Source organism: Micromonospora sp. RHAY321 (assembly GCF_023896955.1).
In the GTDB taxonomy this organism is placed as follows: domain Bacteria; phylum Actinomycetota; class Actinomycetes; order Mycobacteriales; family Micromonosporaceae; genus Micromonospora.
On the sequence record NZ_JAMHIW010000006.1, the window covers coordinates 318,198 to 343,851 of the forward strand.

Annotated in this window: 27 protein-coding genes and 1 tRNA gene; 14 read left to right on the forward strand and 14 right to left on the reverse strand. The window is 72.1% G+C overall.

The features are described 5' to 3' along the window. Positions 1–109 precede the first annotated feature (109 nt). The 3 genes from M8C17_RS16950 (at position 110) to M8C17_RS16960 (ending at position 3,439) form a co-directional block, all read left to right on the forward strand. The gene (locus M8C17_RS16950; protein WP_252417436.1) at positions 110–664 is read left to right on the forward strand and encodes a hypothetical protein; all 555 of its coding nucleotides are present in this window, start codon (positions 110–112) and stop codon (positions 662–664) included. Between the two features lie 92 nt (positions 665–756). Beyond that, positions 757–1,251, forward strand: a complete 495-nt coding sequence (locus M8C17_RS16955; protein ID WP_308209449.1) for a hypothetical protein — start codon at positions 757–759, stop codon at positions 1,249–1,251. A 79-nt stretch (positions 1,252–1,330) separates the two neighbouring features. Next, positions 1,331–3,439 carry an NACHT domain-containing NTPase gene (locus tag M8C17_RS16960; protein WP_252417438.1) on the forward strand — a complete coding sequence of 703 codons (2,109 nt, stop codon included), beginning with the start codon at positions 1,331–1,333 and terminating at the stop codon, positions 3,437–3,439. Positions 3,440–3,541: 102 nt separating this feature from the next. On the opposite strand, the gene M8C17_RS16965 is transcribed toward M8C17_RS16960, so the two are convergent. Then, complete coding sequence (locus tag M8C17_RS16965) at positions 3,542–4,174, reverse strand: TetR/AcrR family transcriptional regulator (RefSeq protein WP_252417439.1); 633 nt, start codon at positions 4,172–4,174, stop codon at positions 3,542–3,544. Positions 4,175–4,302: 128 nt separating this feature from the next. On the opposite strand from M8C17_RS16965, the gene M8C17_RS16970 reads away from it, so the two are divergent. Then, positions 4,303–5,052, forward strand: a complete 750-nt coding sequence (locus tag M8C17_RS16970) for an SDR family oxidoreductase (protein ID WP_252417440.1) — start codon at positions 4,303–4,305, stop codon at positions 5,050–5,052. A gap of 58 nt (positions 5,053–5,110) precedes the next feature. Here M8C17_RS16970 and M8C17_RS16975 read toward each other — a convergent pair. Further along, a tRNA-Ser gene (locus tag M8C17_RS16975) sits at positions 5,111–5,197 on the reverse strand. Positions 5,198–5,272: 75 nt separating this feature from the next. On the opposite strand from M8C17_RS16975, the gene deoD reads away from it, so the two are divergent. The 3 genes from deoD to M8C17_RS16990 all read left to right on the forward strand — a co-directional run bounded on the left by deoD (position 5,273) and on the right by M8C17_RS16990 (position 7,196). Then, positions 5,273–5,980: a purine-nucleoside phosphorylase gene (gene deoD / locus M8C17_RS16980; RefSeq protein ID WP_252417441.1), complete on the forward strand. Its 708-nt coding sequence runs from the start codon at positions 5,273–5,275 to the stop codon at positions 5,978–5,980. A 125-nt stretch (positions 5,981–6,105) separates the two neighbouring features. After that, positions 6,106–6,744 (forward strand): TetR/AcrR family transcriptional regulator, encoded by a 639-nt coding sequence (locus tag M8C17_RS16985; RefSeq protein ID WP_252417442.1) that lies wholly within the window; start codon positions 6,106–6,108, stop codon positions 6,742–6,744. Next, positions 6,741–7,196, forward strand: a complete 456-nt coding sequence (locus M8C17_RS16990; RefSeq protein ID WP_252417443.1) for a thioesterase family protein — start codon at positions 6,741–6,743, stop codon at positions 7,194–7,196. The genes M8C17_RS16985 and M8C17_RS16990 overlap by 4 nt, the downstream gene beginning before the upstream one ends. 88 nt (positions 7,197–7,284) lie before the next feature. Here the strand turns inward: M8C17_RS16990 and M8C17_RS16995 are convergent, their stop codons facing one another. From M8C17_RS16995 to M8C17_RS17010, 4 genes are read right to left on the reverse strand one after another with little or no spacing between them, the layout of a single operon-like run. After that, complete coding sequence (locus M8C17_RS16995) at positions 7,285–8,487, reverse strand: ABC transporter permease (protein WP_252417487.1); 1,203 nt, start codon at positions 8,485–8,487, stop codon at positions 7,285–7,287. A gap of 32 nt (positions 8,488–8,519) precedes the next feature. Then, the gene (locus M8C17_RS17000; RefSeq protein WP_252417444.1) at positions 8,520–9,233 is read right to left on the reverse strand and encodes an ABC transporter ATP-binding protein; all 714 of its coding nucleotides are present in this window, start codon (positions 9,231–9,233) and stop codon (positions 8,520–8,522) included. Continuing rightward, complete coding sequence (locus M8C17_RS17005; RefSeq protein WP_252417445.1) at positions 9,230–10,312, reverse strand: peptidoglycan-binding protein; 1,083 nt, start codon at positions 10,310–10,312, stop codon at positions 9,230–9,232. Before M8C17_RS17005 ends, M8C17_RS17000 begins: the two co-directional genes overlap by 4 nt. Beyond that, positions 10,309–10,830: a hypothetical protein gene (locus M8C17_RS17010; protein ID WP_252417446.1), complete on the reverse strand. Its 522-nt coding sequence runs from the start codon at positions 10,828–10,830 to the stop codon at positions 10,309–10,311. The genes M8C17_RS17005 and M8C17_RS17010 overlap by 4 nt, the downstream gene beginning before the upstream one ends. A 159-nt stretch (positions 10,831–10,989) precedes the next feature. Here M8C17_RS17010 and M8C17_RS17015 point away from each other — a divergent pair, with 159 nt between their 5' ends. Together M8C17_RS17015 and M8C17_RS17020 are read left to right on the forward strand one after the other, a co-directional pair. Then, on the forward strand, positions 10,990–11,646 hold the full coding sequence (locus M8C17_RS17015) for a response regulator transcription factor (RefSeq protein WP_252417447.1): 657 nt from the start codon (positions 10,990–10,992) through the stop codon (positions 11,644–11,646). Next, a complete protein-coding gene (locus tag M8C17_RS17020; RefSeq protein ID WP_252417448.1) occupies positions 11,643–12,800 on the forward strand; it encodes a HAMP domain-containing sensor histidine kinase in 1,158 nt (385 codons plus the stop codon). Before M8C17_RS17015 ends, M8C17_RS17020 begins: the two co-directional genes overlap by 4 nt. Before the next feature lie 49 nt (positions 12,801–12,849). Here M8C17_RS17020 and M8C17_RS17025 read toward each other — a convergent pair whose 3' ends face one another. From M8C17_RS17025 to M8C17_RS17040, 4 genes are all read right to left on the reverse strand, one after another. Continuing rightward, positions 12,850–13,296: a nucleoside deaminase gene (locus tag M8C17_RS17025; RefSeq protein ID WP_256482873.1), complete on the reverse strand. Its 447-nt coding sequence runs from the start codon at positions 13,294–13,296 to the stop codon at positions 12,850–12,852. 178 nt (positions 13,297–13,474) lie between these two features. Next, positions 13,475–14,002 carry a tRNA adenosine deaminase-associated protein gene (locus tag M8C17_RS17030; RefSeq protein WP_252417450.1) on the reverse strand — a complete coding sequence of 176 codons (528 nt, stop codon included), beginning with the start codon at positions 14,000–14,002 and terminating at the stop codon, positions 13,475–13,477. 118 nt (positions 14,003–14,120) lie between these two features. After that, positions 14,121–14,288 carry a hypothetical protein gene (locus tag M8C17_RS17035; RefSeq protein ID WP_252417451.1) on the reverse strand — a complete coding sequence of 56 codons (168 nt, stop codon included), beginning with the start codon at positions 14,286–14,288 and terminating at the stop codon, positions 14,121–14,123. Positions 14,289–14,400: 112 nt separating this feature from the next. After that, on the reverse strand, positions 14,401–14,793 hold the full coding sequence (locus tag M8C17_RS17040; RefSeq protein ID WP_374558550.1) for a hypothetical protein: 393 nt from the start codon (positions 14,791–14,793) through the stop codon (positions 14,401–14,403). A gap of 64 nt (positions 14,794–14,857) precedes the next feature. Here M8C17_RS17040 and M8C17_RS17045 point away from each other — a divergent pair, with 64 nt between their 5' ends. After that, positions 14,858–15,619, forward strand: a complete 762-nt coding sequence (locus M8C17_RS17045; RefSeq protein WP_252417452.1) for a M23 family metallopeptidase — start codon at positions 14,858–14,860, stop codon at positions 15,617–15,619. 29 nt (positions 15,620–15,648) lie between these two features. Then, positions 15,649–16,719 carry a PHP domain-containing protein gene (locus M8C17_RS17050; RefSeq protein WP_252417453.1) on the forward strand — a complete coding sequence of 357 codons (1,071 nt, stop codon included), beginning with the start codon at positions 15,649–15,651 and terminating at the stop codon, positions 16,717–16,719. Positions 16,720–16,736: 17 nt separating this feature from the next. Here M8C17_RS17050 and M8C17_RS17055 read toward each other — a convergent pair whose 3' ends face one another. Then, complete coding sequence (locus M8C17_RS17055; RefSeq protein WP_252417454.1) at positions 16,737–17,717, reverse strand: EamA family transporter; 981 nt, start codon at positions 17,715–17,717, stop codon at positions 16,737–16,739. Between the two features lie 142 nt (positions 17,718–17,859). Here M8C17_RS17055 and M8C17_RS17060 point away from each other — a divergent pair, with 142 nt between their 5' ends. Further along, positions 17,860–19,530, forward strand: coding sequence for a DUF885 domain-containing protein (locus M8C17_RS17060; protein ID WP_252417455.1), 1,671 nt, complete (start codon positions 17,860–17,862; stop codon positions 19,528–19,530). Between the two features lie 71 nt (positions 19,531–19,601). Here the strand turns inward: M8C17_RS17060 and M8C17_RS17065 are convergent, their stop codons facing one another. Further along, a complete protein-coding gene (locus M8C17_RS17065) occupies positions 19,602–21,086 on the reverse strand; it encodes a DUF6114 domain-containing protein (protein WP_252417456.1) in 1,485 nt (494 codons plus the stop codon). Between the two features lie 76 nt (positions 21,087–21,162). Continuing rightward, positions 21,163–21,777: a DUF6230 family protein gene (locus M8C17_RS17070; RefSeq protein WP_252417457.1), complete on the reverse strand. Its 615-nt coding sequence runs from the start codon at positions 21,775–21,777 to the stop codon at positions 21,163–21,165. A 415-nt stretch (positions 21,778–22,192) separates the two neighbouring features. Here M8C17_RS17070 and M8C17_RS17075 point away from each other — a divergent pair, with 415 nt between their 5' ends. Then, positions 22,193–22,942, forward strand: a complete 750-nt coding sequence (locus tag M8C17_RS17075) for a class I SAM-dependent methyltransferase (RefSeq protein WP_252417458.1) — start codon at positions 22,193–22,195, stop codon at positions 22,940–22,942. A 53-nt stretch (positions 22,943–22,995) separates the two neighbouring features. Here M8C17_RS17075 and M8C17_RS17080 read toward each other — a convergent pair whose 3' ends face one another. After that, positions 22,996–24,216, reverse strand: coding sequence for a DUF3068 domain-containing protein (locus M8C17_RS17080; protein ID WP_252417459.1), 1,221 nt, complete (start codon positions 24,214–24,216; stop codon positions 22,996–22,998). Positions 24,217–24,327: 111 nt separating this feature from the next. Between M8C17_RS17080 and M8C17_RS17085 the strand changes: the two genes are divergently transcribed. Then, the gene (locus tag M8C17_RS17085; protein WP_252417460.1) at positions 24,328–25,602 is read left to right on the forward strand and encodes an acyltransferase; all 1,275 of its coding nucleotides are present in this window, start codon (positions 24,328–24,330) and stop codon (positions 25,600–25,602) included. Positions 25,603–25,654: the final 52 nt, after the last annotated feature.

The window sequence follows — 25,654 nt, forward strand, 5'->3', positions numbered from 1 at the left end:
CGGCGGGTGCCTCGCCGCGCGGCGGGTACGGTCCGGGGATCGACGCCGGCACGGCCGGAATCCGTCGTACACATGTTCTATCCACAGCCTGTGGACGGCGGAGGGTTCGATGGGTTACCAGCTCAGCGCGGTGGTCGCGGACGCCGAACTGCTCCGCGAGCAGACCGCCGAGCTGGATCACGCGGTCCTCGGCGAGCTGCGCCAGGACTTCGCGCTGCTGCCGATCACCCCGCAGCTGGTGGTGGAGCTGACCGGGTCGCTGCCGGACTTCGCGGTGGACGACCGGAGCCCCGAGCATCCGTTCGGGCTGGTGTTGTCGCCGGCGCTGGTCGAGGTGCTGGTCCGTTGGTCGTTGCAGGGGCCGGTGGCATACCTGGAGGCCGAGTTCTTCGGCGGCGCCGGCTACCAGTCGGCGGCGGTGTGGCTGGGTGGCGCGCTGTCCTGGGGGCCGCGGTTCGACGGCGTGCTCGACGCGCCGCGCGACCAGTGGCCGATCAACTCGGCGCTGACCCGGCTCGGTGTCGAGCCGGGCACCTGGATCGACCCGTTCGCGGAACTGGGGTTGCACCTGGAGCGGAACACGGACGGTTGGCTGGCGCACGGGCGGCGACGGCTCAGCGCCGACTACTGGGATGAGCTGGTCGAGGAGTGGGAAAACCAGTAATCCGGCGATCGGCAGCAACCTGAACGGCCTGGTCCCGTTGGGGACTGGGGGATTCCATGAAATTGCGACAATTTGCTTTTATTGCCACGCTGCTGACGGCTGCCTGGATTTCCGGCAGCGGCGCTCCGCCATACGGGCCGACCCCGGACGAGCGACCCGCCGGCAGCGTGGAGGTCATCGACCTGAACGGCCTGCGCAACATCGAGTTCGGCGACACCGAGGACGAGCTGACCCGCCGGGGCATCCTGCGTACCGACATGGACGCCTGCGGGCCGGTGCTCGCCGGCCACGACATGGTCAGCCCGGTCTTCGCCGAGGAGAAACTGGTGCTGCTCTGGGTCGGCGACCCGATGCGGACGCCGGAGGGCATCACGGTGGGCTCACCCGTCGACGAGGTGTGGTCGCGCTACCCGTCGGTCACCCGGTTGCGTGCTCCACAGGGGACACACCGGTTCGACGGGCTGCTGGCCCGCAGCGGCGATCGCGCGTACCTCTTCCTGCACGACGGGCTCACCGTCCGGAAGACCATCGCCGGGTACGCCGAATGGGCGCGCCGCCTCTTCGACGAGGGCACCGGCCCCTGCTGACGACATTCGGACCGTAACCGGGACGTGAGGGCCCGGCCGGCCGCTTGTGTGCGTCCCAGGTGGACGGTAGAGACGACGCATGCATCGGGTAACCACGGTCGTCCTGTCGGTGATCTGCGTGGCGCTGCTCGGCGTCGCCACGAACGTCGCCACTGGCGCGTTGCCCGATCGCTGGTCGCCGTACCTCTGGTTGGCCTGGCCTCTGCTCCTGCTGCTGGTCCTGGCGCTGGTGGCGGTCGAGGTGATCCGATCGCGGGAGCCACGGCAGATGGGCGCCCCCGCGACGGCGCGGGCGCGGCGGGTGCTGTTGGAGCGGGTCCGCCGCTACTGGGTGACCAGCGTGTTGGAACGGTCGCTGCACGAGGAGGCCCGCATCGAGCTGGGCATCGCGGCCACGGCCGACGACCGCCGCCATCCGTGGGCGTTGCAGGCCACCCGCCGGGACGGGTTCGCCGCCACCCTGGACGACCGGGCGTCGATGTACGCGCTCTTCGACGAACTCGACCGGGCCGTGGTGATCCTCGGCGCGCCCGGCTCCGGCAAGACGACCACGCTGCTGGAACTCGCCCGCGACCTGCTCGACCGGGCCGAGGCCGACCCGGACGCCCCGATCCCGGTGGTGCTGAACCTCTCCTCCTGGCCGACCCGCCGACTGCCGCTGGCCCGCTGGCTGACCGAGCAGCTCGGCGAGCGGTACGGCATCCCGCCCGCGCAGAGCGCGGCATGGGTGGACGCCGGTGAACTCCTCCCCCTGCTCGACGGCCTGGACGAGGTGGCCGAGGAGCACCGGGACGCCTGCGTCCAGGCGATCGCCGACTTCCACCACAGCCAACCCCTCACCCCGCTCGCTGTCTGCTGCCGGTTGGCCGAGTACGAGCAGCTCGGCACCCGACTGCCCGTCTACGGCACCGTCACCATCCAGCCGCTCGACCGGGCGCGGATCGAGCGGTACGTCGAGCGGGCCGGGCTCGCCGGGCTGCGCAGCGCGCTCGCCGCCGACCCGGGCCTGTGGGACCTCGCGGACTCACCGCTGCTGCTCAGCATCATGGCCCTCGCGTACGCCGACGATGCCGACGTCCGGACCGGCCCGACGGCAGCCGGGACTGGTTCGGGCCGGTCGCGGCTCTTCTCCCGGTACGTCGAGGTGATGCTGAACCGCCGGCCGCACCGGAGCTACTCGCCCGCGCAGACCCGTTCCTGGCTGACGACCCTCGCCGACGAGTTGCGTCAGCGCCAGCAGACGGTCTTCGTGCTCGACCTGATCACCGAAGGCTGGTCGCCCCGGTACGGCCTGATGCCGACGGCGCAACTGATCGCCCACCTGACCGGCCTGCTCGGCCTGAGCCTGGTACTCGCCCCGGCGGGCTGGTGGCTCGGCGGCCCGGCCGGCCTGGTCACCGCCGCCGGTCTCGTGGCGGTGACCCAGGTGCTCTACGCCGACCAGCACAGCAACCTCTGGTCCCTCGCCTTCTCCGCGAAGGAGTCGGACCCGGTGGGCGGCCTTGGCTGGCTGTCGGGGGTGGCCATCAGGCTGGCAGGCGTCTTCGTGGATGACTGGGCCACCGTGTTCCGTATCGCGGCGCTCTCGGTGACCGTCGGGATCGGTGCCACCCTGGTCGACGGTGGCCCGTCCTGGGAGGTCGCCCTCGGCTACGGCGCCGGCTTCTTCATGGCCAACCTCATCGCGTTCGTGGCCGTGGACGAGGCGCAGATGATCCTCTATTTCGAGCCGCCCGCACCCGGCGCCGGCCGGCGCGAGCTGCCCAGCCCGATGCTGCGGCAACGACTCGCCTTCGCCCTGGGCGGGGCGGCCCCCATCGGGACGGCCACCGGTTGTCTCGCCGGGGTGTTCGTCGCGGCGGCGACGGACGGGGCGCACGGTGTCCGCACCGGGGCTCTCGTCGGCCTCGGCGCGGTGCTGATGGTCCTGACCCTGATGGCGTTGGCACCGATGCTCGATCAGTGGCTGGTCCGCCGCCGACTGGCCCGGCAGGAGATCCTGCCCCACCCGCTGCTGCCCTTCCTCGGCCACGCTGTGCAGTGCCTCCTGCTGCGCCAGGTCGGCGACGGCCACATCTTCGTGCACCGGGAACTGCTCGACCACTTCGCCGACCGGGCTCAGCTTCCCGAGCCACGGACCACCACCGGCCTGGCCGAGGACGACCTCGGCGCTCGGGCACGGGAATGAGCAGAACGGCGTCAGCGATCGACCTCAACGTCGAGAGTCTCTTCGAATTCGGCCTGCAACGCCTGCTCGACGGGGTGACGGCGCTGCCCGATCGGTGAACGCTCAGGCCGGGTTGGTGGCGTGCTCGGGCAGCCGCGCCCCGGACGCGGCGGCGAAACCGGCGAGCGCGATCTCCGCCGCCTGCCGCAGGTCCTCACGGCTGACCCCGGCGGCGGCGTGTATCGCGTGACCCTCGGTGACGATCATGACGAAGCGGGCGAGCGCGGCGGGGTCTGCGTCGGCGGGTAGGTCCCCCTCGGCGACCGCGCGGACGAACCGGTCGGCGAGGGCGCGTTCACCGGCCAGGCGGCTGGCGGCGAGGAACCCGGCGACCGGGGCGTTCTCGGTGGAGCAGGCGGTGCCGCCCTGGATCGACAGGCAACCGGCCGGGCGGTCGGGTCGGGTCACGGCGAGCACGTTCTCGCGGAGCAGGGTGGCGACGACCTCGTACGCGGTGGGCTGGGCGAACGCGGTGCGCGCGTACTCCATGTCCTGTTCGGCGTAGCGGGCCACGACCTTGCGGAACAACTCCTCCTTGCCGCCGAAGGCGGCGTAGAGGCTCGGTTTATTGATGCCCATCGCGGCGGTGAGGTCGGTCACCGAGGCGCCCTCGTACCCCTGACGCCAGAAAACCTCCAACGCGCGCTCCAGCGCCTCGTCGGCGTCGAACCCGCGTGGTCGCCCTCGCTGCGGCACAGCCACCACCTCCGCCCACCATGCTACCCACCGTGAAAACCGATCGGTACAGAAATTTGCGGCCAGGCCGGGAGGTTGCTACGGTCGGATCAGTACCGATCGGTACAGAAATCGTGAGGAGATCGATCGTGGGACAGCTTGACGGCAAGACCGCCCTCGTCACCGGGGGAACCACGGGCATCGGCCTGGCCGCCGCCCGCCGCTTCGCCGCCGAAGGCGCGTACGTCTTCGTCACCGGCCGACGCAAGGGCCCGCTGGACGAGGCGGTGGCCAGCATCGGCGCCAACGTCACCGGTATCGCCAGCGACGTCAGCAAGCTCGACGACCTGGACCGGGTGATGCGGGCGATCCAGGACCGGGGCGCGGGGCTGGACGTGGTGTTCGCCAACGCCGGGGGCGGCGAGTTCCGTCCGCTCGACTCGATCACGGTCGAGCACATCGCGAACACCTTCGACACCAACGTCCACGGCACCATCTTCACCGTGCAGAAGGCCCTGCCCCTGCTCAATGAGGGTGCCTCGATCGTGCTGACCGGCTCGACCGCCGCGAGCAACGGCACCCCGGCATTCAGCGTCTACGCCGCGTCCAAGGCCGCCATCCGCTCGTTCGGCCGCACCTGGGCCGCCGAACTGATCGGCCGGAAGATCCGGGTCAACACCCTGGTTCCCGGCTCGACCGAGACCCCCGGGCTCGCGGGCCTGGCACCCAGCCCCGAGGAGGCCCCCGGGCTGCTGGAGGCCATCGCCTCGGGCGTGCCCATGAAGCGAATGGCACACCCCGACGAGATCGCCAACGCGGCGCTGTTCCTCGCCTCCGACCAGAGCAGCTTCATGACCGGCGGCGAGCTGTTCGTCGACGGCGGCGAGCAGCAGCTCTGACGCGGAAAACGCCCGGCCGATCCTCGCGGATCGACCGGGCGTTTCTGCATTTCAGGAGCGGTGGCGGAGGGATTTGAACCCTCGGAGGGCGTTAACCCTCACACGCTTTCGAGGCGTGCTCCTTAGGCCGCTCGGACACGCCACCGCCGACGAGGGTACAGGACCAGTGGTTCCGACGCCGAACCGGTATCGCCCGCACCGGCCTGGCAGGATCTTTGCCATGAGTACGCACATCGGCGCGAAGCCGGGCGAGATCGCCGAGCGGGTCCTGATGCCGGGCGACCCGCTGCGGGCCAAGTGGATCGCGGAGACCTACCTCGAGGGCGCGACCTGCTACTCGACGGTTCGGGGCATGTTGGGCTTCACCGGCCGCTGGAACGGCGTCGAGGTTTCCGTCCAGGGCTCCGGCATGGGCATGCCGTCCGCCTCCATCTACGCCCACGAGCTGATCAACGAGTACGGCGTGAAGACGCTGATCCGGGTCGGTTCCTGTGGCGCCCTCAGCACCGACCTGCAGCTGCGCGACGTGGTGGCGGCGATCGGGTCGTCCACCGACTCGAACATGAACCGCATGCGGTTCGACGGGTTGATCGACTACGCGCCGGTGGCCGACTTCGGGCTGCTGCGTACCTCGGTCGAGGTGGCCGAGCGGCGCGGCATCGCCATGCGCGTCGGGCCGATCCTGGCGGCGGACGCCTTCTACACCGACCGGCCGGACCTCTACGACACGCTGGCCGACTACGGCGTGCTGGCGGTGGAGATGGAGAGCGCGGCGCTCTACACGATCGCCGCCCGGTTCAAGGCCCGCGCGCTGACCGTGCTGACCGTCAGCGACCACATCAAGACCGGCGAGAAGACCACCTCGGAGGAGCGGGAGCAGACCTTCAGCCAGATGGTCGAGATCGCGCTGGACACCATCATCGCCTGACCGTTCGTCGTACCCGCCGCCCCGTCGTCCGTCCGGACGGCGGGGCGGTGCGCTGTGGGGCGGGGTGACGGCGGTCACGGGTGAAAACAATACGACCGGTCGTGCTTGTTTAGTACGGTGTCCGCATGACCGTCGACGGACGCCTGGCCCGGGGCGAGCGCACCCGCAACGCCGCGCTGGACGCGGCCGTCGTGCTCGCCACCCAGGCCGGCCTCGACGGGCTCAGCCTCGCCCAGCTCGCCGACACGCTCGGGGTGAGCAAATCCGGCCTCTTCGCGCACTGGCGGTCGAAGGAGGCGCTCCAGCTCGCCGCGATCGACCGCGCGGTGACGCTCTGGCAGGAGCGCATCGTCGCGCCGGCCCTGCTCGCCCCGCGGGGCGTACGGCGGCTCCGCGCCCTGCACGAGGCTCGGCTCGACTTCTACGCCACCGGGGTCCTCCCCGGCGGCTGCTTCTTCGCCAACACCCAGTTCGAGTTCAACGCCCGCCCCGGCCCGGTCCGGGACCGGCTCGCCGAGACGTACGGCCAGTGGACGGCGTTCCTGGAACGCCTCGTCCAGCAGGCGGTCGACGCCGGCGAACTCCCCGCCGACCTGGACGTCCCCCAGTTGGCGTACGAGATCGACGCCCTCGGGATGGGTGCCGCGATGCAGTCCCGGCTGCTCGACCCGGACGCCGCCTACCGGTACGCCCGCGCCGGCCTGCTGGACCGCCTGCGGGCGCTCTGCCCCGACCCGACCCTGCCAACGGAAGGCTCCCCATGACCCGCGCCGTCGCCGACCAGCCCACCGTCGAGTTCGGACACGTCGAGCACGTCACGGTGCACTTCGACGACCTCGACGCGATGGGCATCCTGCACAACGCTCGTTACGCGGTGCTGCTGGAACGGGCCCTGACGCCGTACTGGACCGAGCGGGGGCTGGCCTACCGGGGCGGCGCCACCCCGCCGGACCTGTTCCACGCGGTCCGCGAGTTCACCATCACCTACCGGGCGCCGATCGCCGCCACCGGCCCGGTGGCGGTGCACTTCTGGCTCGAACACTTCGGCACCAGCAGCGCCGAGTACGCCTTCCAGTTCCGCTCCGTCGACGGCGCGACGGTGCACGCCGAGGGCCGGCGGGCCATCGTCCGCCTCGACCCGGCCACCCTGCGGCCCGCACCGTGGACCGAGGCCGCCCGGGCGGTGGCCGCCACCCTGCTCCGCCCCGCCGCCTGACGCGCTGCGGCAACGCCTTCGGGTGCGTCCACTGTCGCCGGAGCGACAACAGACGCACCCGATGGAGGCGTCCCGGGCCGGCGAGGGCTCAGCCCAGCGCCTCGGTGGGGGCGAGCCGGGCGGCGCGGACGGCCGGGTAGAGACCGGCCAGACCGCCGATCAGCAGGGTCGCCCCGACGCCGCCGGCCATCGCCCAGACCGGCACCACGGTCGGCCACTGCCGCCAGAGGGCGTAGCCGGCGGTGACCAGGATGCCGAGCAGCACCCCGCCCGCCCCGCCGAGCGCCGAGAGCAGCAGCGACTCGGCCAGGAACTGGACCCGGACCTGCCCCCGGGTGGCACCCAGCGACCGCCGCAAGCCGATCTCGGCCCGCCGTTCCAGCACCGAGATCACCATCGTGTTGGCGACCCCGACACCACCGACCAGCAGCGCCACCGCGCCCAACCCGAGCAGCAGCCCGGTGAACGCCTCGTCGGTGGCCGCCGCGGCGGCCAGCGCGTCCGAGGGCCGGGAGACCTGCACCTCGTTCGGCGCCTCCGGGTTGGCCGTCGCGCCGAGCACCGTCCGGACCGCCTCCACCGAGGCATCCCGCGACCGGGTGTAGACCGTGGTCGGGTGCCCGTCGAAACCGAGGTACGCCGCCGCGGCGGGCCAGCCGACCAACGCCGAACTGTCCAACTCCGGGGCGAGTGGGGCCGGGGCGAGGATGCCGACCACGGTGAACCAGCGCCCGCCCAGGTGGACCTGCACGTCCGGTCCGGCCGCGCCGAGCCCCAGCCGCCGGGCGGCGGCGTCGCCGAGCACCACGGCCGGATAGCGCTCGGTGGCCTCGTTCAGCCAGGTGCCGCTGCGTACCGTCGCGCCCACCGTGCCGAGCAGGCCGAGGTGGGCGGCCCGGGTGGCGATGCCGCCCGTCTCGCCGGACGGGATGCGATCACTGCGGTAGACCGGGGTGTCCGGCAGTTGGGCGGTGGCGGCGACACCGGTCACCGGACCGATCCGGCCGATCATGGCCACCGACTCCACCGGCAGCTTCGCCTGATCACCGAAGAGCGTGTTCCCGGGCGCCACGGTCAGCAGGTTGGTGCCGAGCCGGTCCAGCGTGCGGTCCAGGTCGGCACGGGACGACGAGGAGATTCCGACCACCGCGACCATCGCCGCGATGCCGATCGCGATGCCCAGCGCGGAGAGGAACGCCCGCAGCGGACGGGTGCGCAGCCCCACCCCGCCGACCCGGAACACGTCACCCGGGCCCAGTCGGGCCGGCGTGAGCCGTGGCCGCGCGTCCACCGGCACCAGCCGCAGACGGGTGTCGGCCGCCATCAGCGCACCTCCTCGACGAACGGGCCGGCGGCCGGGCCGGTTGCCGGATCGGCCACCACCCGGCCGTCGCGCATCCGCACCTGCCGGGGCAACCCGGCGGCGATCTCCCGGTCGTGGGTGATCACCAGGACCGTGGTGCCGGCCGCGTGCAGGTCGCGCAGCAGAGCGAGCACCGCGGCACCGGCGACCGAGTCGAGGTTGCCGGTCGGCTCGTCGGCGAGCAGCACCGCCGGCTCCCCGACCACCGCCCGGGCCACCGCGACCCGCTGGCGCTCGCCGCCGGAGAGTTCGTGCGGCCGGTGGGTCAGCCGGTGGCCCAGCCCGACCCGGTCCAGCGCCGCCTCCGCGCGCCGCCGCCGCTCCCTTCGCGGTACGCCCGCGTAGAGCAGCCCGTCGGCCACGTTGTCCACCACCGGCGTGCCGGCGGCCAGGTGGAACTGCTGAAAGACGAAGCCGATCCGGCGGGCCCGCAGCGCCGAGAGCTGCCGGTCCGGCAGGGTCGCGACGTCGTACCCGTCGATCCGTACCCGGCCGGCGGAGGGGCGGTCCAGGGTGCCGATCAGGTGCAGCATCGTCGACTTGCCGGAACCCGACGGGCCGACGATCGCCACCAGTTCGCCGTACCCGACGCGCAGCGAGACCTCGCGCAGCGCGGCGACCCCGCCCGGGTACGTCCGACTCACCCCGTCCAGCACCACGGCGTCACCGGTCACGCCGGCACCCCCACGGTCAGGCCCTCGACGATCTCCGGGCCGCTGACCTCGACCCGGCCGGCGGCGAAAAGCCCGGTGGTCACCGCGACGATCCGGCTGCGACCGCCGTCGACCACCTCGACTCCGTAGCCGCCCTCGGCGAGCGCGAGCAGCGCCGCCACCGGCACGGTGAGCACGTCCGGGCGTTCGGCGGCGGTGAAGGTGACCTCGACGCTCGCCTGGTCGTAACCGACGAGCGTCGCCGGGTCGGTCACCGAGACGGTCACCTCGATCTTCGTCTCGGCCTCCTCGGACTGCCCGGTCGCGCCGGCCGAACCGGCCTCGATCACGGTCTGCACTGACTCGATCTTTCCGGCCACCGGGTCGCCCTCTGGCAGGGCGACGCTCACCGCGCCGCCCTCCTTCGCCAGCCGCTGGTCGTCCACGTCCAGCTCGACGGTGACCAGCCGAGTGGTGCCGGTGTACGTGAGCACCGCCTGACCGGGCTGCGCCGCGTCCCCGGTCGCCGCCTGGTGGCTCTCCACCCGCACCGCGCCGTCCGCGTAGACGATCCGGCCCGGTTCGACCCGCCCCGTCTCGGGCAGCCCGAGCTTCTCCTGCCACTCCCGGACCGCGTCGGCGGTGCTGCCGGTGTACTCGTCGTCGACGGTGAAGCCGTCGTGGCCGAGCGCCCGTAGGTTTCGCTCGAACTGCGCGACGTCGGACCCCTCGACGCCCGGTTGGAGCACCCGGTACGCCGGCAGCGATCCGTAGAGCAGCAGCACCGGGTCGTTGTCCACCGCGTACAGCCGGCCGCCCCGCTTCACCACCGCACCCGTCTCCGGCAACGCGGTGATCGTCCCGTCGAGCCGGGCGGTGGCGGTCCGGGTGGTGCCGTAGCCCAGCTCCCCGTCCACGCTCTGCGCGTCGGTCAGCGTCTGCCGGGTGACCGCGGCGGTGGCCGGCGGGGTGGTGCCGGCGGCTGCCGTACCCCGGTCGGTGCCGCCGAATCCGACGGCGGCCGCGACGCCGGCCGCCGCCGCCACCACGACGGCGACGGTCAGCGCGACCGTCCGGAGCCGAAGGCGACGAGCCCTCACCGGGTGGCTCCGGCGATCTTCGGCGCGTACTGCCGGCACTTCTCCATGGCGGCCTTCACCTTCGGGTCCTTGATGTTCACCTGGTCGAGCCGCAGCTGTATCCCGCCGTCGGCCGACGGGTCCGGGAACTCCGGCACGCCGTTCTCCCGCATGCACACGGCGAGCTTGCGCAGCCGCTCCACCTGCTCCGGGTCGAGCTTGAGCTTCTCGCCACCGTTGGGCAGGTGCTGGCGACACTTCTCCATCGCCGTCTGCACCTTCTGCGGGTCGGTGTCCTTGCCGAACTTGAACAGCCGACCGCCGCCGGGCTCCGGATCCGGCACCTCCACCCCGTTCTCCCGCATGCACTCGCTGAACTTGAGCTGCCGTTCGTCGTCGCTGAGCTGGGCCGCCGGGCTGGCGGACGCCGCTTGCGCCCCACCACCGGCGGTCGCCACCGCCGGTTCGTCGCTCGACCCGCCGCAGCCGGCGACGGCCAGCGCGAGCAGCAGCGGCAGCGCGAACAGTCCTCGTCGCATCGCACGCTTCCTCTCCCGGCCCGGCGAAACCGCCGGGCGCTCCGATCCGCCCGACGGAACCCGCCGGGCGTCCCGGTCAGTCCACGACAAGGGGCGTATCCCGGGCGTAACCGCCGACGTTTACGGTGGCGTTATCCGGGCGCGGAGCACTATTGCCGGGTGAGAGTGCTGGTGGTCGAGGACGAGAGCCTGCTCGCCGAGAGCATCGCCGAGTGGCTGCGCCGGGAGGCGTTCGCGGTGGACGTCGCGTACGACGGCGACGCGGCGCTGGAACGGCTCGGCGTCAACGACTACGACGTGGTCGTCCTGGACCGGGACCTGCCGGTGGTGCACGGCGACGAGGTGTGCCGGGCGATCGTGGACAGCGGCGGGGAGACCCGGGTGCTGATGCTCACCGCGGCAGCGGCCGTCCGGGAGCGTGTCGCGGGCCTGGCGCTCGGCGCCGACGACTATCTGACCAAGCCGTTCGCCCTGGTGGAACTGTCCGCCCGGGTGCACGCGCTGAGCCGGCGGACCCGCCGGGCCGCGCCGCCGACCCTGAACCGGGCCGGCATCCTGGTCGACCCGGCCCGCCGCGAGGTGCACCGTGACGGCCGGTACGTGCCGCTGTCCCGCAAGGAGTTCGCCGTGCTGGTCGAGCTGCTGCGTGCCGACGGCGCGGTGGTCTCGGCCGAGGAGTTGCTGGAGCGTGCCTGGGACGAGCACATCGACCCGTTCACCAACGTGGTCCGGGTCACCGTCATGAAGCTGCGCCGCAAGCTGGGCGAACCGCCGGTGGTCGAGACCGTGCCGGGTGTGGGATACCGGGTGCCGTGAAGCGTTTCTCCCTCCGGGCCCGACTCACCCTGATCTACGGCGGCCTCTTCCTGGTCGCCGGTCTGGTCCTGCTCGCGGTCACCTACGTGCTCGTCGAACAGCGGACGGCCCAGCCGTTCGGGGTGGCGCTGCGCGACGCCAAACCGATCATCCCCGAGCCGGGGACGAAACTCTCCGGCAACCAGGCCGAGCAGCTGCGCCTCATCATCAACAAGGCCCAGGACGACGCCCGGGACCAGACGCTCTACTCCCTGCTCACCCAGGGCGGGATCGCGCTCGGCCTGGTCTCCGTGGTGGCCATCGCCTTCGGCTGGCTGATCGCCGGCCGGGCGCTGCAACCGCTGCACCAGATCACCGGGACGGCCCGGCGGATCGCCGTGGGCGGTCGCGGCCTGCACGAACGGATCTCGCTCCCCGGCCCACCCGACGAGGTACGCGAGCTGGCCGACACCTTCGACGAGATGCTGGAACGGCTGGACCGCTCCTTCGACGGGCAGCGCCGCTTCGTCGCGAACGCCTCGCACGAGCTGCGTACGCCGCTGGCGCTGAACCGGTCGCTCATCGAGTTGGCGGTCACCCGGCCCGGCGCCTCCGAGGACGTACGCCGGCTCGGCGAATCGCTGCTGGCGGTGAACGAGCGGCACGAACGGCTGATCGACGGACTGCTCACCCTGGCCGACTCGGAGAACGAGCTGACCGCCCGGTCCCGGGTGGACCTGGCCGACCTGGCCGACCACGTGCTGGACCAGGCCGGCCCGGGTGAGGCCGCGCCGACGGTGACCCGGGAGCTGGCGCCTGCGATGGTCCACGGCGACCCGGTGCTGCTGGAACGGCTCACCACCAACCTGGTGGAGAACGCGCTGCGGCACAACCTGCCGTCCGGCGGTTGGGTCGGCGTGAGCACCGGGCTGCGGGACGGCCGCTCGACGCTGACCGTGCGGAACACCGGTCCGGTGGTGCCCGGCTACGACGTCGAGGTCATCTTCGAGCCGTTCCGCCGGCTCTCCGGCGAGCGGGTCGGCGGCGGGCGCGGGTTCGGCCTGGGGCTCTCCATCGTCCGGGCGGTGGCCCGGGCACACGGCGGCACGGTGACCGCCCGACCGCGCGACGGCGGCGGCGGTCTGGAGGTCACGGTCAGCCTGCCGCCGGCCTGAGCCGGCTCCTGGCGGAACACCGGGCCACCGTGAGGTTCAGCCCGAACCGTCAGCGGAAGAAGGCGCGGAGGACGGCTGCGGTCTCGGCCTCCAGCACGCCGCCGTAGACCTCCGGGCGGTGGTTGAGCCGACGGTCGCGCAGCACGTCCCAGAGTGAGCCGGCGGCGCCGGTCTTCGGTTCCCAGGCGCCGAACACGACGGTGGAGACCCGGGCCAGCACCAGCGCCCCGGCGCACATGGTGCACGGTTCCAGGGTGACGACCAGGGTGCATCCGTCCAGCCGCCACCGGCCGGCCCGTTCGGCTCCCCGACGCAACGCCAGCACCTCGGCGTGCCCGGTGGGGTCGCCGGTCAACTCCCGCTCGTTGCGCCCGATCGCCAACTCGCTGCCGTCGGGGCCGTAGAGCACCGCGCCCACCGGCACGTCGTCCACGTCGGCAGCGCCCGTGTCGTCAACGGCCGGGCCGGTGACGGCGACCTCCAGGGCGCGGCGCATCCACAGCTCGTGTCGCTGGCGGCGGCCGACCTCACCCGGGTCGGCCAGACCCTCGTGGGCGCCGGGTCCGGCGCGGCCCACCGCCCCGGGGGTCGGCTGCCCCGGTCGGATCGTCTCGAGCTGAGGATCGGTGGCGTCGGTCGGCTCCGTACCACCGCCCGCCCCCGCGCCGGTGGGCTCAGACCTCACGCAACTCCTCGACCTGGTCGGTGCAGCCGAGCACCTGGCAGATCTCGGCGGTGACGTCGGCCGGCATCATTCCCTCGTGCGAGCAGAGGGTCAGCAGTCTCTGCGCGGAGATGCCCAGGTTGGCGAGGAGGTCGGCGTCGCCCACCGGATCGGCCTCCGGGTCGACGACGGGCTGCTCGCTCTCCTCGTCGCCGCTGGCCACCGGGCGTGGCTCGTCGCCGTCGTCGAGCCCGGTGACCGAGGTCTTCAGGTCGGCGACGAGCAGCGCCCCCAGCGGGGACTCCTCGGCGTACGCGGAGTCCGACCCGAACACCCGCAGGTCCTCACCCTCGTCGAGGCGCAGGATCACCAGGTAGGCGTCATCGGCCTCGACGAAGAGCAGCGACACGTCGGCCTCCGGGTCGACGTCGCGCAGGCGATCGGCGACCTCGTCGATGTCGGTGGCGCCGCGCAGACTGACCTCTGCGGCGGTCCAGCCACTGTCGTCGCGCACCACGGCCGCAGCGAAGTACGACACGGTCCCCCCAATAGCCCCTCGACACAGCGCCGACTCGTTACGCGTGCACGTTAGCCGGTCGGGTCGGCAGGCGACCGGTCAACGCCCCGAAGGGCCGGTCATTCCTGACAAAGTCGGATCAGCCGGCTACCCGACGGCGGGTGGCGATGAGCTGGCGCAGACGCTCGGTGCGCAGCCGCTGTGGCCGGTTGCGCTGGCGTACCGCCCGGGCCCCCGCCAACTCGGCGAGCAGCTGCAGGCGGCGGCGGCTTCGATCGGGGTCCTGCCGCGGGGTGTTCCAGGCCATGGTGCCGAGCGTGCCGAGTCTCGGCGGCCACGTCAAGACGGCGTTCGCTACGCAGCCAACCGGGCACACGGTGCAGTCGCCGGCACCCGGTGTGCGGCCGATCCGGCCCCCGTCACCAGAGCGGCCAGTCGCCTCCGGTGGCCCAGCGGACCGCCACCACGGCGGCGGCGATGCTCCAGCCACCGGCGGTGACGATGGCCACCCCGGTGGCCACCCCGCGGTCGCCGAAGCGGACCAGCACCAGGGCGGTCAGCCAGGCCAGCAGGCCCGCCAGGACCGTCCACCAGGCGTAGCTGGACACGTCGGTGCCGAGGAGGCCGAACAGCAGCAGCCACACGGTCGCCGCGCCGCCGCCGGCGGCGACACCACCGCCGGTGACCGGGTGCGGTTCGCGGTAGGTGGGGCGCGTCGGTGGCCCGGCCGGGAAGAGCCCCGAGGGGGTACGCGGCAGCGGGCGATCGGCGAAGCCGGGATCCGGGTTGGGGCCGGGCTGGGCGATGGTCACCGTCGCTGCCCTCCCCTCACGCGCGTCGTTCGTGCCCACGGTACCGGTCTGCCAGGATGACCGGATGCCCTCGCCGACGATCCGCCGGGCGCGTCCGGCGTACCCGATCCTGCTGCTGCTCGCCCCGCTGCTCGTCGGCGGCTGCGCGACCACCCGGCCGGGGGTGCCTCCGGGCGGCGCCGCGCCGACGACGCCGGCGGCATGGGCGACGGGCGACCAGCCCGCGGCGCCGTCGGCGACGCCGACGGTGACCGGCCCGGCGCGCCCGGCGCCGTCGTCGGCCGGGCCGTCGGCGACCACACCCCGCACCGGGCTGCGGCACGTCTTCCCGGTACGCGCCGACGACGTCGCCTACCACCCGACGCACGGTGCGTACCCGGCGACGGACATCTTCGCCGACTGCGGTGAGCCGTTCGTGGCGGTGACCGAGGGGACGGTGCTGGAGGTGAGTCGCACCGACCGGTACGACAAGCGCGGGCCACAGGGTCCGGAGAACGGCGGCCTGTCGGTCGCCCTGCTCGGTGACGACGGGGTGCGCTACTACGGATCACACCTGAGCGTCGTGGCCGCCGGTGTCGACGCCGGGGTCCGGGTCCGCGCCGGGCAGCAGCTCGGCAAGGTCGGCCGGACGGGCAACGCCAACAACGTGTGCCACGTGCACTTCGGCATCTCACCCCCGTGTACGGGCAGGGACGGCTGGTGGATCCGGCGCGGGGTGCTCTGGCCGGCGCGCTACCTGGACTCCTGGCGGCGGGGCGGCAACAAGGAGCCGGCCGCCGAGGTGACCGCGTGGCAGCGCGAACACGGCTGCCCCAAGGCTCCCTGACCGACGTCGCACCGACTAGGTTCGGTGGGATGAAGGCCCGGGACCCCATTGCCGACCTGCGCCGGATCGCGTTCCTGCTGGAGCGGGCGAACGAGGCCACCTACCGGGTGCGGGCCTTCCGGTCGGCGGCGAAGGCGCTGGCCGGCCTGCCTGCGGCCGAGGTGGCCGAGCGCGCCGACAACGGCACGCTCACCAAACTGGCCGGGGTCGGTGACGTCACGGCCCGCTGCGTGACGGAGTCGCTGGCCGGCGAGGAGCCGGTCTACCTGCGCCGCCTGGTGGCGACCGAGGGCAGCGACCTGGACGCGGAGGCGACGGCGCTGCGCGTCGCCCTGCGCGGCGACTGTCACACCCACTCGGACTGGTCCGACGGTGGTTCTCCGATCGAGGAGATGGCGCTGGCCGCCGTGGAGTTGGGCCACGAGTATCTGGTGTTGACCGACCACTCGCCCCGGCTGACGGTGGCCCGGGGGCTGACCGCCGACCGACTGCGCCGCCAGCTCGACCATGTGGCGCAGGTCAACGAGGCGCTGCCGGAGGGTTTCCGGATCCTGACCGGGATCGAGGTGGACATCCTCGCCGACGGCTCGCTGGACCAGGACGAGAAGCTGCTGGCCCGGCTGGACGTGGTGGTCGGCTCGGTGCACAGCGGCCTGAACGACGAGCGGGCGAAGATGACCCGGCGGATGTTGACCGCGGTCGCCAACCCGCACCTGGACATCCTCGGCCACTGCACGGGCCGGATGGTGTCGTCCCGACCGGTCGGCGTGACCGGGCCCGGCGATCGGGGGCACCGCGCTCGCACCCGCAAGGAGAGCGACTTCGACGCGGACGCGGTCTTCGCCGCCTGCGCGGAGCACGACACCGCAGTCGAGATCAACTCTCGGCCCGAGCGGCAGGACCCACCGAAGCGGCTGATCCGCCGTGCCCTGGAGGCCGGCTGCCGGTTCGCGATCAACACGGACGCGCACGCGCCGGGCCAGCTCGACTGGCAGCGGTTCGGCTGTGAGCGGGCCGCCCTCTGCGGCGTCCCCGCCGACCGGGTGGTCAACACCTGGTCGGCGGAGCAGCTCACGGCGTGGACCGGCGCGCGGGCCTGAGGCGCCCCGCCGGAGCCTCAGCGGCCGACGGGCTCCGCGGCGGGCTCGGCGGGCGCGCCGACGCCGACCACCGGTCGGGGCCGCCGCCGGCCGAACACGCCCTGCGAGACCGCGACCCCCACCAGCACGATGAGCGCACCGACCGGCTGGTGCCAGTTGAGCCGCTCGCCGAGCACCACGGCCCCGATCAGCACCGCGAAGATTGGAATCAGGTAGGTGACGGTGGAGGCGGTGCTCGCCCCGGCCACCCGGATGTTGCGCATGTTGATGACGAAGGCGAGCCCGGTGCCCAGCGCGCCGAGAGTCAGCACACTGGCCAGCACCTTCGGCGAGAGGTCGGTGGGCAGCGGCGGCGCGCCCGCCACGAACGGGGTGACGATGGCCAACTGCACGGCGGCGAGCAGCAACTGCGCCGTGGAGAGCGACAGGCCCGAGTGCGCGCTGCCCGCGATGAACCGCTTCTGGTACGGGATGGAGACGCCGTAGCAGGCCGCCGCGCCGAAGCACATCAGCTGCCCGGTGAAGTGGGCTCCGCCGAGCCCCTCCCAGACACCGAGCACCACGAGGACGCCGAGGAAGCCCAGTGCGAGCCCGACCGCTCGGCGCGCGGTCAGCCGCTCGGTGCGGAAGACCAGCACCGCCAGCGGCAGCACGATCAGTGGCGTGGTGGCGTTCCAGATGCCGGCCAGCATCGACTCGACGCGCTGCTCGCCGTAGCCGAAGAGGGTGAAGGGCACGGCCACGCCGAACGCGGCGACGACGGTCAGGTGCGCCCAGACCCGGGGCTCGCGGGGCAGGCGGTCGCGCAGCATCGCGAGCACCACCAACAGGGTCAGCGCGCCGGCGGAGACCCGGTAGAGGGTGAGCTGGACGGGGTGCAGCTCCGCCACCCCGACCTTGATGAACAGGAAGCTGGAGCCCCAGATCACGGCGAGGGCGACGAAGCCGGGCAGCCAGGCGCGCAGCGGTGCCCTGTCAGGAGTGGTATCGGCGGTCACCCCTGACACTCTGCCGGAGCCGTACGACAAAGTCCCGCGACTTTCGGACACCGTGGCGACCACCACCATGCCGCCGGTTCTGCTGGTCGAACACGACAAACGGCGTCGACATCGGGGCGGGTCGGTCACGTAGGGTCGCACCGTGGGACGAATTGATGAACTCGCCAACCGCTACGTTGCCGAGTGGGCGCCGTTGAGCCCCACCGGCGCCACCTACGTCGGCATCGCCGGCCATGACGACCAGCTCGACGACCTGTCGCCCGATGGCTACCAGGCACGCGCAGACCTGACCCGCCGCACGCTCGCCGAGCTGGAGGTCACCGAGCCGGCCACCGAGGCGGAACGGACCGCCAAGGAGGCCATGCAGGAACGGCTGGGCCTGGATCTCGCCCGGTACGACGCGGGCGAGGCGACCAGCGAGGTCAACGTGATCACCAGCGGGCTGCACGACATCCGCATGGTGTTCGACCTCATGCCGACCGAGACGGCCGACGCCAAGGCCAACATCGCGGCCCGACTCAGCGGCTTCGCCAGCGCGCTGGAGGGCTACAAGACCACGCTGCGCGAGGCGGTCGCCGCCGGCCAGGTCAGCTCGAAGGTGCAGCTCATCGAGGTGGCCAAGCAGTGCGACATCTGGGTCGACCCCGATGGGGACAACTTCTTCCACGGGCTGGTCGAGCGGCTGGGCGCCGACGGCACGCTCGGCGCTGACCTGCGCCGGGGCGCGGCGGCCGCCACCGCGGCGACCGCGGAGTTCGGCCAGTTCCTGCGTACCGAGCTGGCCCCGCACGGGCGGGACAAGCAGGCCGCCGGCCGCGAGCGCTACGAACTCGCCTCGCAGTACTTCCTCGGCGCCAAGGTCGACCTGGACGAGACGTACGCCTGGGGCTTCGCCGAGCTGGCCCGCCTGGAGGCGGAGATGCGCGTCGTCGCCGGGCGCATCGCGGGTTCCGGCGCCAGCGTCGACGACGCCGTACGAGCGCTGGACGCCGACCCGGCGCGCACCATCCAGGGCAAGGAGGCGTTCCGGGACTGGATGCAGACGCTCGCCGACAAGGCGATCAGCGAGCTGCACGGCACCCACTTCGACATCCCGGAGCAGGTCCGCCGGATCGAGTGCTGCCTCGCACCGACCAGCGACGGCGCCATCTACTACACCGGGCCCAGCGAGGACTTCTCCCGCCCCGGCCGGATGTGGTGGGCGGTGCCGCAGGGCATCACCGACTTCTCCACCTGGCGGGAGGTGACCACCGTCTACCACGAGGGCGTGCCGGGTCACCACCTTCAGGTGGCGCAGACCGCCGTCCGGGCCGACCTGCTCAACCGCTGGCAGCGGCTGCTCTGCTGGGTCTCCGGGCACGGCGAGGGCTGGGCGCTCTACTCGGAGCGGCTCATGGACGAGCTGGGCTACCTGGAGGACCCGGGCGACAAGCTGGGCATGCTCGACGGCCAGGCGATGCGCGCGGCCCGGGTGATCGTCGACATCGGCATGCACCTGGAGCTGGAGATCCCGAAGGACAACCCGTTCGGCTTCCACCCCGGGGAGCGGTGGACGCCCGAGCTGGGCTGGGAGTTCATGCGGGCGCACTGCCGGGTGCCGGACGAGAACCTGCGCTTCGAGCTGAACCGCTACCTGGGTTGGCCGGGGCAGGCGCCGTCGTACAAGGTCGGTGAGCGGATCTGGTTGCAGGCCCGCGAGGACGCCAAGGCCCGCAAGGGTGCCGACTTCGACCTGCGGGAGTTCCACCGGCAGGCGTTGGACCTGGGTGCGCTGGGCCTCGACCCGCTGCGTCGGGCGCTGGCCCGGCTCTGAGCCGGTCACGGCTCCGGGCGCCGGCGGTACGACGGCGTCGGCACCCGGGGCCGTGGTGACGGGCGTGCCGCTCAGCCGAGGGTCAGGGCCAGCCCCGGCCGGGCGGTCAGCGTGTCACTGGTGACGAACGCCAGGTCGATGACCGGGTCGGTGAACGTGATCGGGATGGGCGAGGTGACCGGGAGGCCGTCCGGCAGCGGCAGATCCGGAGTGAGCGTGATCTTGATGCCGAGCAGCCGGCCGACGAACCGGGTGGAGTAGAAGGCCACGTCACCACGGACGGTCAGCCGGTCGGTCGCGTACCGCTGGGTGCGCCCCTGCGGGCCGTCCGCGACCAGCAGGAAGTCGTCGGTCACCGCCTCGCGCATGCTGAACTTCAGCACCTTGAGGTTGCCCTTCTCGGTCTGCAACTCGGTGGTCCCGTCGAACCGCAGCCCGGTCATGGTCACCTTGGAGCCGGTGAGCTTGGACGGCGTCTGCGCCACCCTGGGCAGGCTCGGGTCGGCGGCGATACGCGGCAGGGGCTTGCCCGGCTCCACCGTGGGCGGTGTCGTGGTGCCCGGGCCGCCCGGCCGGGCCGGTGTCGGCGACGGGCAGGCGGTTTTCCCGGGGCGGGTCGGCGTGCCGGTCGGCTGCGGCGTGGGTTGCGCGGTCGGGCTCACCGACGGCGTGGGGTTGTCCCTGTGGCGTCCACCGGTGAGCAGGTCGCCGATCCCGTCCAGGATGTCGGTGATCACGTTGCCGCCCCGCTCCGGGCTCGGGCTGGGCGTCGGTGTCGCGGTCGGCGCGCTGCGGCTGGGCGACGGCGTGGCCGTCCGGGACGGGGTGGGACAGGCGGTCGCGGTGGGCCGGTTCGGTGCGGCCTGCACCGCTCGGGGTTGGGTGGCCAGTCCGATGGCGGCGAGGCCGAGCACCACCAGCGCGATGCCGAAGGCCCGCGGATCGGCGGAACGTCCCGGCCACTCGGGTGGCGCGTCCGCGCCGGTCGCGTCGCCCGCCGGGCGATCCACCCGCTCGTCGACGGCCGACGTCGTGGCCAGCACCGCATCAACGTGCTCGGGGCGGGCCTCTTCAGCCTCGACCTGTTCGGCGTTGTCCCGTTCGGCGTTGCTCTGGTCGGCGTCGACCTGGTCCCCGTCCGCCTGTTCCGCTGCGGCCGGCGACGGTCGGGCCGGCGTCCAGGCGAAGGCGAGCGCGCTGCCAACGATGCCGAGCAACAGACCGATGAAGAAGCCGCCGAGGTTGAGCCCGATCAGCGAGTAGACAGCGGTGACCGCCGCGACGACCGAGTAGAACGGCCGCTGCGCCGGGCTGAGCCAGAGCAACAGGCCGCAGGTCACCAGGATGATCGGGATCAGTAGCGAGAGCAGGCCGGTGGCGCCACTGTGGAAGCTCAGGCCGTTGATCGTCATGCGGGTGGAGGCGAACATCTCCACCCCCGCCAGGGCGGTGAGGAGGCCACCCCAGAACGGTCGGCTCCGCTGCCAGCGGCGGAAGGTCCGCCACGCCTGGGCCGTACCGCCGGGCCGGGCGTGGGACGGGTTGGCGGTTGTCACGTACTCCTCCTGGCGCAGCGGGGCGGGACAGGGACGTGGCCCCGCGGTGGTCGGCCACCGCGGGCCACGACTCACCTCAGAAGCACTCCTTGCCCTTGGCGTCGTCGCCCACGTTGACCTTCAGCTTGAGTCCGACGAGGTTGAAGGTGGCCGCCGTGGTGTACCGGGACACCTGCTGGAGGTTGGTGATGCTGACGTGGTCGGAGTTCTGGCCGAACGAACCCTTCTGCGCCGTCGGGTTCAGGTCGGTCGCGTCCCGGCCGATCTTGATGTTGGTGAACGTCGCGTTGCCGTTGAGCGAGTCCATGGCGATCAGCAGGTCCTTGGCCCGCGCGGGCTCCTTGCCCTGGCCGGCGTTGATCGTGAGCACCACCGGCATGCCGGGCAGGTCGGCGCGGACGGACTGGCAGAGGTTGTACAGCTCGGCGCTGCTGATCTCGGAGAGGGCGATCGGGTGGACCTTGCCGTCCTTGCCCTTCTCCCGGACGACCCCGCCGTACTGGGTGAAGCCGTCGCCCTCAAGGCGGTCGGCGCCGATCTTGAACGTCTGCCCGGACACCGTGATGTCGGATGCGATGGCGCCGGACGACATACCGAACAGGATGGCGCCGGCGGCGGCCGTGGCGGGCACGAGCATCGCGGCGAACCGCCGCCACCGGGTACGACCCTGACTGTCAAACCGATCCTGCACGGGTTCCTCCTCAGGTGGATGCGCGCGGGTGGTCGGTCCCGAACTGGCGGCCCGCACCGGGCCCGTCATCTGTTACCGGCGGGTAACGACCGAGCCTGATCGTGCACCCGCTGCGGCGGGCCTCACAACCCCCTGATTACCCGGCGGTAACAGGAGGGCGACCCACGAGCACGCTGCCGTCACGAAACGTGGTGGTTCTGGGATGGACAGAAGCCTTATGGCGCTACAAAAGTGGCATAGCCCTGGACTGCAGCAGCGCAGAGTGACAGAGCATCGACGGATTACAATTGAGTAACGGATGTAAAGTACGCAGGTCGGAGAGCCGGGCTCGGCTCACGCCCGCTCGCCCGAACGTCCAAGCGGACCACAAACCAGCCGCCCCCCAATGGACGCCCGGTTGCCCTAGGGTTTCGGCGTGGATCTGGGAGATGTGCGACGTGACTGGACCACCCTGGGAGCTGAAGATCCACTCTGGGCCGTCCTCGTCCAGCCCGGCAAGCGCGGCGGGCAGTGGGACGTCGAGGAGTTCCTGGCCACCGGCCGCGCCGACGTCGAGGAGACGGCGGGCCGGCTCCGCCAGCTCGGCCTGCCGAATCGTTGGGAGCGAGTGCTCGACTTCGGCTGCGGCGTCGGACGGCTGTCCCAGGCGCTGGCTCCGCACGCGGGCGAAGTGGTCGCCGTCGACATCGCTCCGCCCATGCTGGAGACCGCCCGACGACTGGACCGGAGCGCCGGGAACATCCGGTTCGTCCTCAACGATGCGCCCGACCTGAGCCAGTTCCCTGACGGCCACTTCGACCTGGTCTACAGCGCCCTGGTGTTGCAGCACCTGCCGCGCCCCGCCATCGACCACTACCTGGCCGAGTTCCTGCGCGTGCTGCGACCGGGCGGGACCGCGGTCCTGGGGTTACCAACCGAGCGGGCGTGCACGGCCAGAGGCATCATCTGGCAGGTGGCACCCTTCCGCATGATCAGCTGGGCGCAGCGCCACCTGCTCAACTATCCGGCGCCTATGACCATGACGGTCGTGCCGCACACCGACATGGTGCGACTGATGGCCGCACAGGGTGGCGACATCGTCGGGCAGTGGCGCGATCTGCGGTACAGCGAAGACTGGGTGAGCATGCGATACGCGGTGCGCCGCGCCCAGTCACCGAACGACTGAGGGGTGGACCGCATCGCGGCCACCCCTCAGTCGTGCTTCCGGTCGTACGCGCGTCAGCGCTGCTCCACCTCGCCGGGCGCCGGCCGCTGGGTCGGCACCGTCGGGTCCTCGGACTTCCAGTTCGTCGACGCCGGCGGGATCTCGTCGGTCAGCGGACCGGCCGCGGGCTCACTCCTGGACTGCTCGACGGTCTCGGAGTCGCGTACCGGCTCCTGGTCCACCCGCGTCGTAGACGTGTCGGCGGCCGGCGCCGCAGCCGGCGTGGCGACCGCCGGCTCGGCACGGTGCCGGGCGGTGCCGCCGTTGGGCCGCGTCACCAGCCACACGCCGACAACGAGGGCGAGCAGGCCGAGGACACCGGCGGCGATCGGGCCCCAGAGACTGATCAGGCCGATCTTGAAGCGGTTGTCCTTGACCGTCTCGACGCTGCGGCTGACCGTCTCGTCGGTGTAGTTGAAGTCCGCGTCCAGCAGCACCGTCGGGCTGCCGGTGTTCGGGCGCAACTCCTTGTGCTGCTGCTCCCGGACGTTCACGTACGAGCCAGTCACCGGGTCGACCCAGAGCGTCCGGGTGTTGCTGTAGACGATCTGGCCGCTGGTGGCACCGGGGGCGAACTTGCCGATCAGGGTCTGGAGGCTGCTCTCCGGGGTGGCCAGCACCTCGTTCTCGATCCGCTGCTCGAAGCGGTACGCCTCGACGCCCTTGATCTTCTCCGTGCCGGTGAACTTCGCCGGGATGGCCCGCTTCAGGTCACGGTCGAAGACCTGGTAATCCCGCTTTCCCGTACCGAACGGGAACTTGTAGACCTGGCCGGAGTAACTCACGTTGCCGACCGGGGTCTCGTCCGCCCCGGTCTCGTTGAGCCACTGGTCCTTCCACGGGGCGGCGGCTCCGGAGATCCGGTACAGAGCGAGCTCCGTGCTGTACTGGCTGACCACATCCTCGTTGTCGGCACGCCTGACCGTCTGGTAGACGTCCCAGATCACCGCGTCGCCCTTGAGCTCCTTCGGCAGCCGGTCCTTCGTGTCGTCCGGCTGCGGAATGACCTCCACGTTGGACAGCAGCGTGGCCTGCGGGACCTCGATGCTCACCGAGCTTCCGTTGGCGGTGATCTTCAGGAACTTGGCGTCCTTCGCCTCAGCGATGGACGTCGTCGGTTCGAGATCGTAGGGGAGTTTGGTCACGGCGGGGGCCACATAAAACGGCAGCCCGGCCGCGAAGACCAGCAATAAGACGCCAAGCCCGAAGAGCGCGGCGCCCACGCGAAGCTTCACTCATCCTCCTGTAACCTGCCGCCCTACGACCTGTTGTCCGGGGCACCCGATCCTTAACATGGCGGGAGGTTACTCTCCGGTCACCTTCAAAGCGACCCCCTGGATGTCCAGATGTCCACAGCCGCCGCGCCAATAGCGTCGGAGCCTTCGGTCACCGGCCGGCTACCCGCCCTCGACGCGCTGCGTGCGATCGGCGCCATCGCCGTCGTCGGCCACCACGTCGGCTTCCAGACCGCCGCCACCATGAACACCTCGTGGGGCGGCTGGCTGGCCCGGTTGGACGTCGGCGTCGCGATCTTCTTCGTGCTCTCCGGGTTCCTGCTGTTCCGGCCGTGGGCCCTCAACGCCGCGACCGGCCGGCCCCGGCCACGCGCCGGGCGGTATCTCTGGCGGCGGGCCCTGCGGATCCTGCCGGCGTACTGGCTGGCGGTGGTGGTCTGCCTGATCGTCCTGCCGCAGAACCGGCCGGCGTCCGCCGGTGACTGGATCCGGCACCTGACCTTCACCCAGATCTACCAGCCCGGCCAACTGCGCTCCGGGCTCAGCCAGACCTGGAGCCTCGCCACCGAGGTCACGTTCTACCTGATCCTGCCGCTGGTCGCCGTGCTCGCCGTGGGCCGGTCCTGGCGTCCGGTGCGAACCGTCGTGATCGTCAGCACCGGAGTGCTGGTGACCGCCGGGTGGCTCGCCCTGATGGGGCTCGGCCGGCTCGACAACGCCCTGCACACCATGTGGCTCCCCTCGTACGCGGCCTGGTTCAGCGCGGGTATGGCCCTGGCGGCGGCGCACGTCGCGCTGCGGACCGGAACCGCGCCGCGCGCCTTCCGCGTGCTGGACGACCTCGCCTCGGCCCCCGTCGCCTGCTGGGTCGCGGCCGCCGGCCTCCTGGCGATCGCCACGACACCCGTCGCCGGTCCCCGCGACCTCACCGGACCGACGGCCGCCGAGTACACGGTCAAGCTGACCCTGTACCTCGCGACCGCGTCGCTGATCCTGATCCCGGTGGCGTTCGGCGGGCCGACCCGGGTGAAGGATGCCTTCAGCAGCGGCCCCGCGCGCTGGCTCGGCACGGTCTCCTACGGCCTGTTCCTGTGGCACCCGCTGGTCCTGGAACTCATCTACGTGCTGGACGACCGCCCGTTGTTCACCGGCGGGCTGCTCAGCACCTTCGCCCTCACCATGGTCTTCGGCCTCACCTACGCCGCGGTCAGCTACTACGGCGTCGAGCGCCCCATCCAGGTGCTCGGCTCCCAGCGACGCCGGCCGCGCCGCGCCGGACGGGTCCCGGAAGCACCGGCCCTGGACGCGGCCGCGGCATCCCCGGGCGCTCCGCCGCCGGAGGTCGACACCGGCACCGCGGCACCGGCGGTCGGTCCGTCACGCTGAGCAGCCCTCGCCCATCGGGGATTGCCGGCCGCGACTTCCAGCCCTAGTGTGA

Excerpts from the sequence above, each read along its gene's own strand:
- M8C17_RS16950 (WP_252417436.1), top strand. The coding sequence starts at position 110 with ATGGGTTACCAGCTCAGCGCGGTGGTCGCGGACGCCGAACTGCTCCGC.
- M8C17_RS16960 (WP_252417438.1), top strand. The coding sequence starts at position 1,331 with ATGCATCGGGTAACCACGGTCGTCCTGTCGGTGATCTGCGTGGCGCTG.
- deoD (WP_252417441.1), top strand. The coding sequence starts at position 5,273 with ATGAGTACGCACATCGGCGCGAAGCCGGGCGAGATCGCCGAGCGGGTC.
- M8C17_RS16985 (WP_252417442.1), top strand. The coding sequence starts at position 6,106 with ATGACCGTCGACGGACGCCTGGCCCGGGGCGAGCGCACCCGCAACGCC.
- M8C17_RS16990 (WP_252417443.1), top strand. The coding sequence starts at position 6,741 with ATGACCCGCGCCGTCGCCGACCAGCCCACCGTCGAGTTCGGACACGTC.
- M8C17_RS17010 (WP_252417446.1), bottom strand. The coding sequence starts at position 10,830 with ATGCGACGAGGACTGTTCGCGCTGCCGCTGCTGCTCGCGCTGGCCGTC.
- M8C17_RS17025 (WP_256482873.1), bottom strand. The coding sequence starts at position 13,296 with ATGCGCCGCGCCCTGGAGGTCGCCGTCACCGGCCCGGCCGTTGACGAC.
- M8C17_RS17035 (WP_252417451.1), bottom strand. The coding sequence starts at position 14,288 with ATGGCCTGGAACACCCCGCGGCAGGACCCCGATCGAAGCCGCCGCCGC.
- M8C17_RS17045 (WP_252417452.1), top strand. The coding sequence starts at position 14,858 with ATGCCCTCGCCGACGATCCGCCGGGCGCGTCCGGCGTACCCGATCCTG.
- M8C17_RS17050 (WP_252417453.1), top strand. The coding sequence starts at position 15,649 with ATGAAGGCCCGGGACCCCATTGCCGACCTGCGCCGGATCGCGTTCCTG.
- M8C17_RS17085 (WP_252417460.1), top strand. The coding sequence starts at position 24,328 with ATGTCCACAGCCGCCGCGCCAATAGCGTCGGAGCCTTCGGTCACCGGC.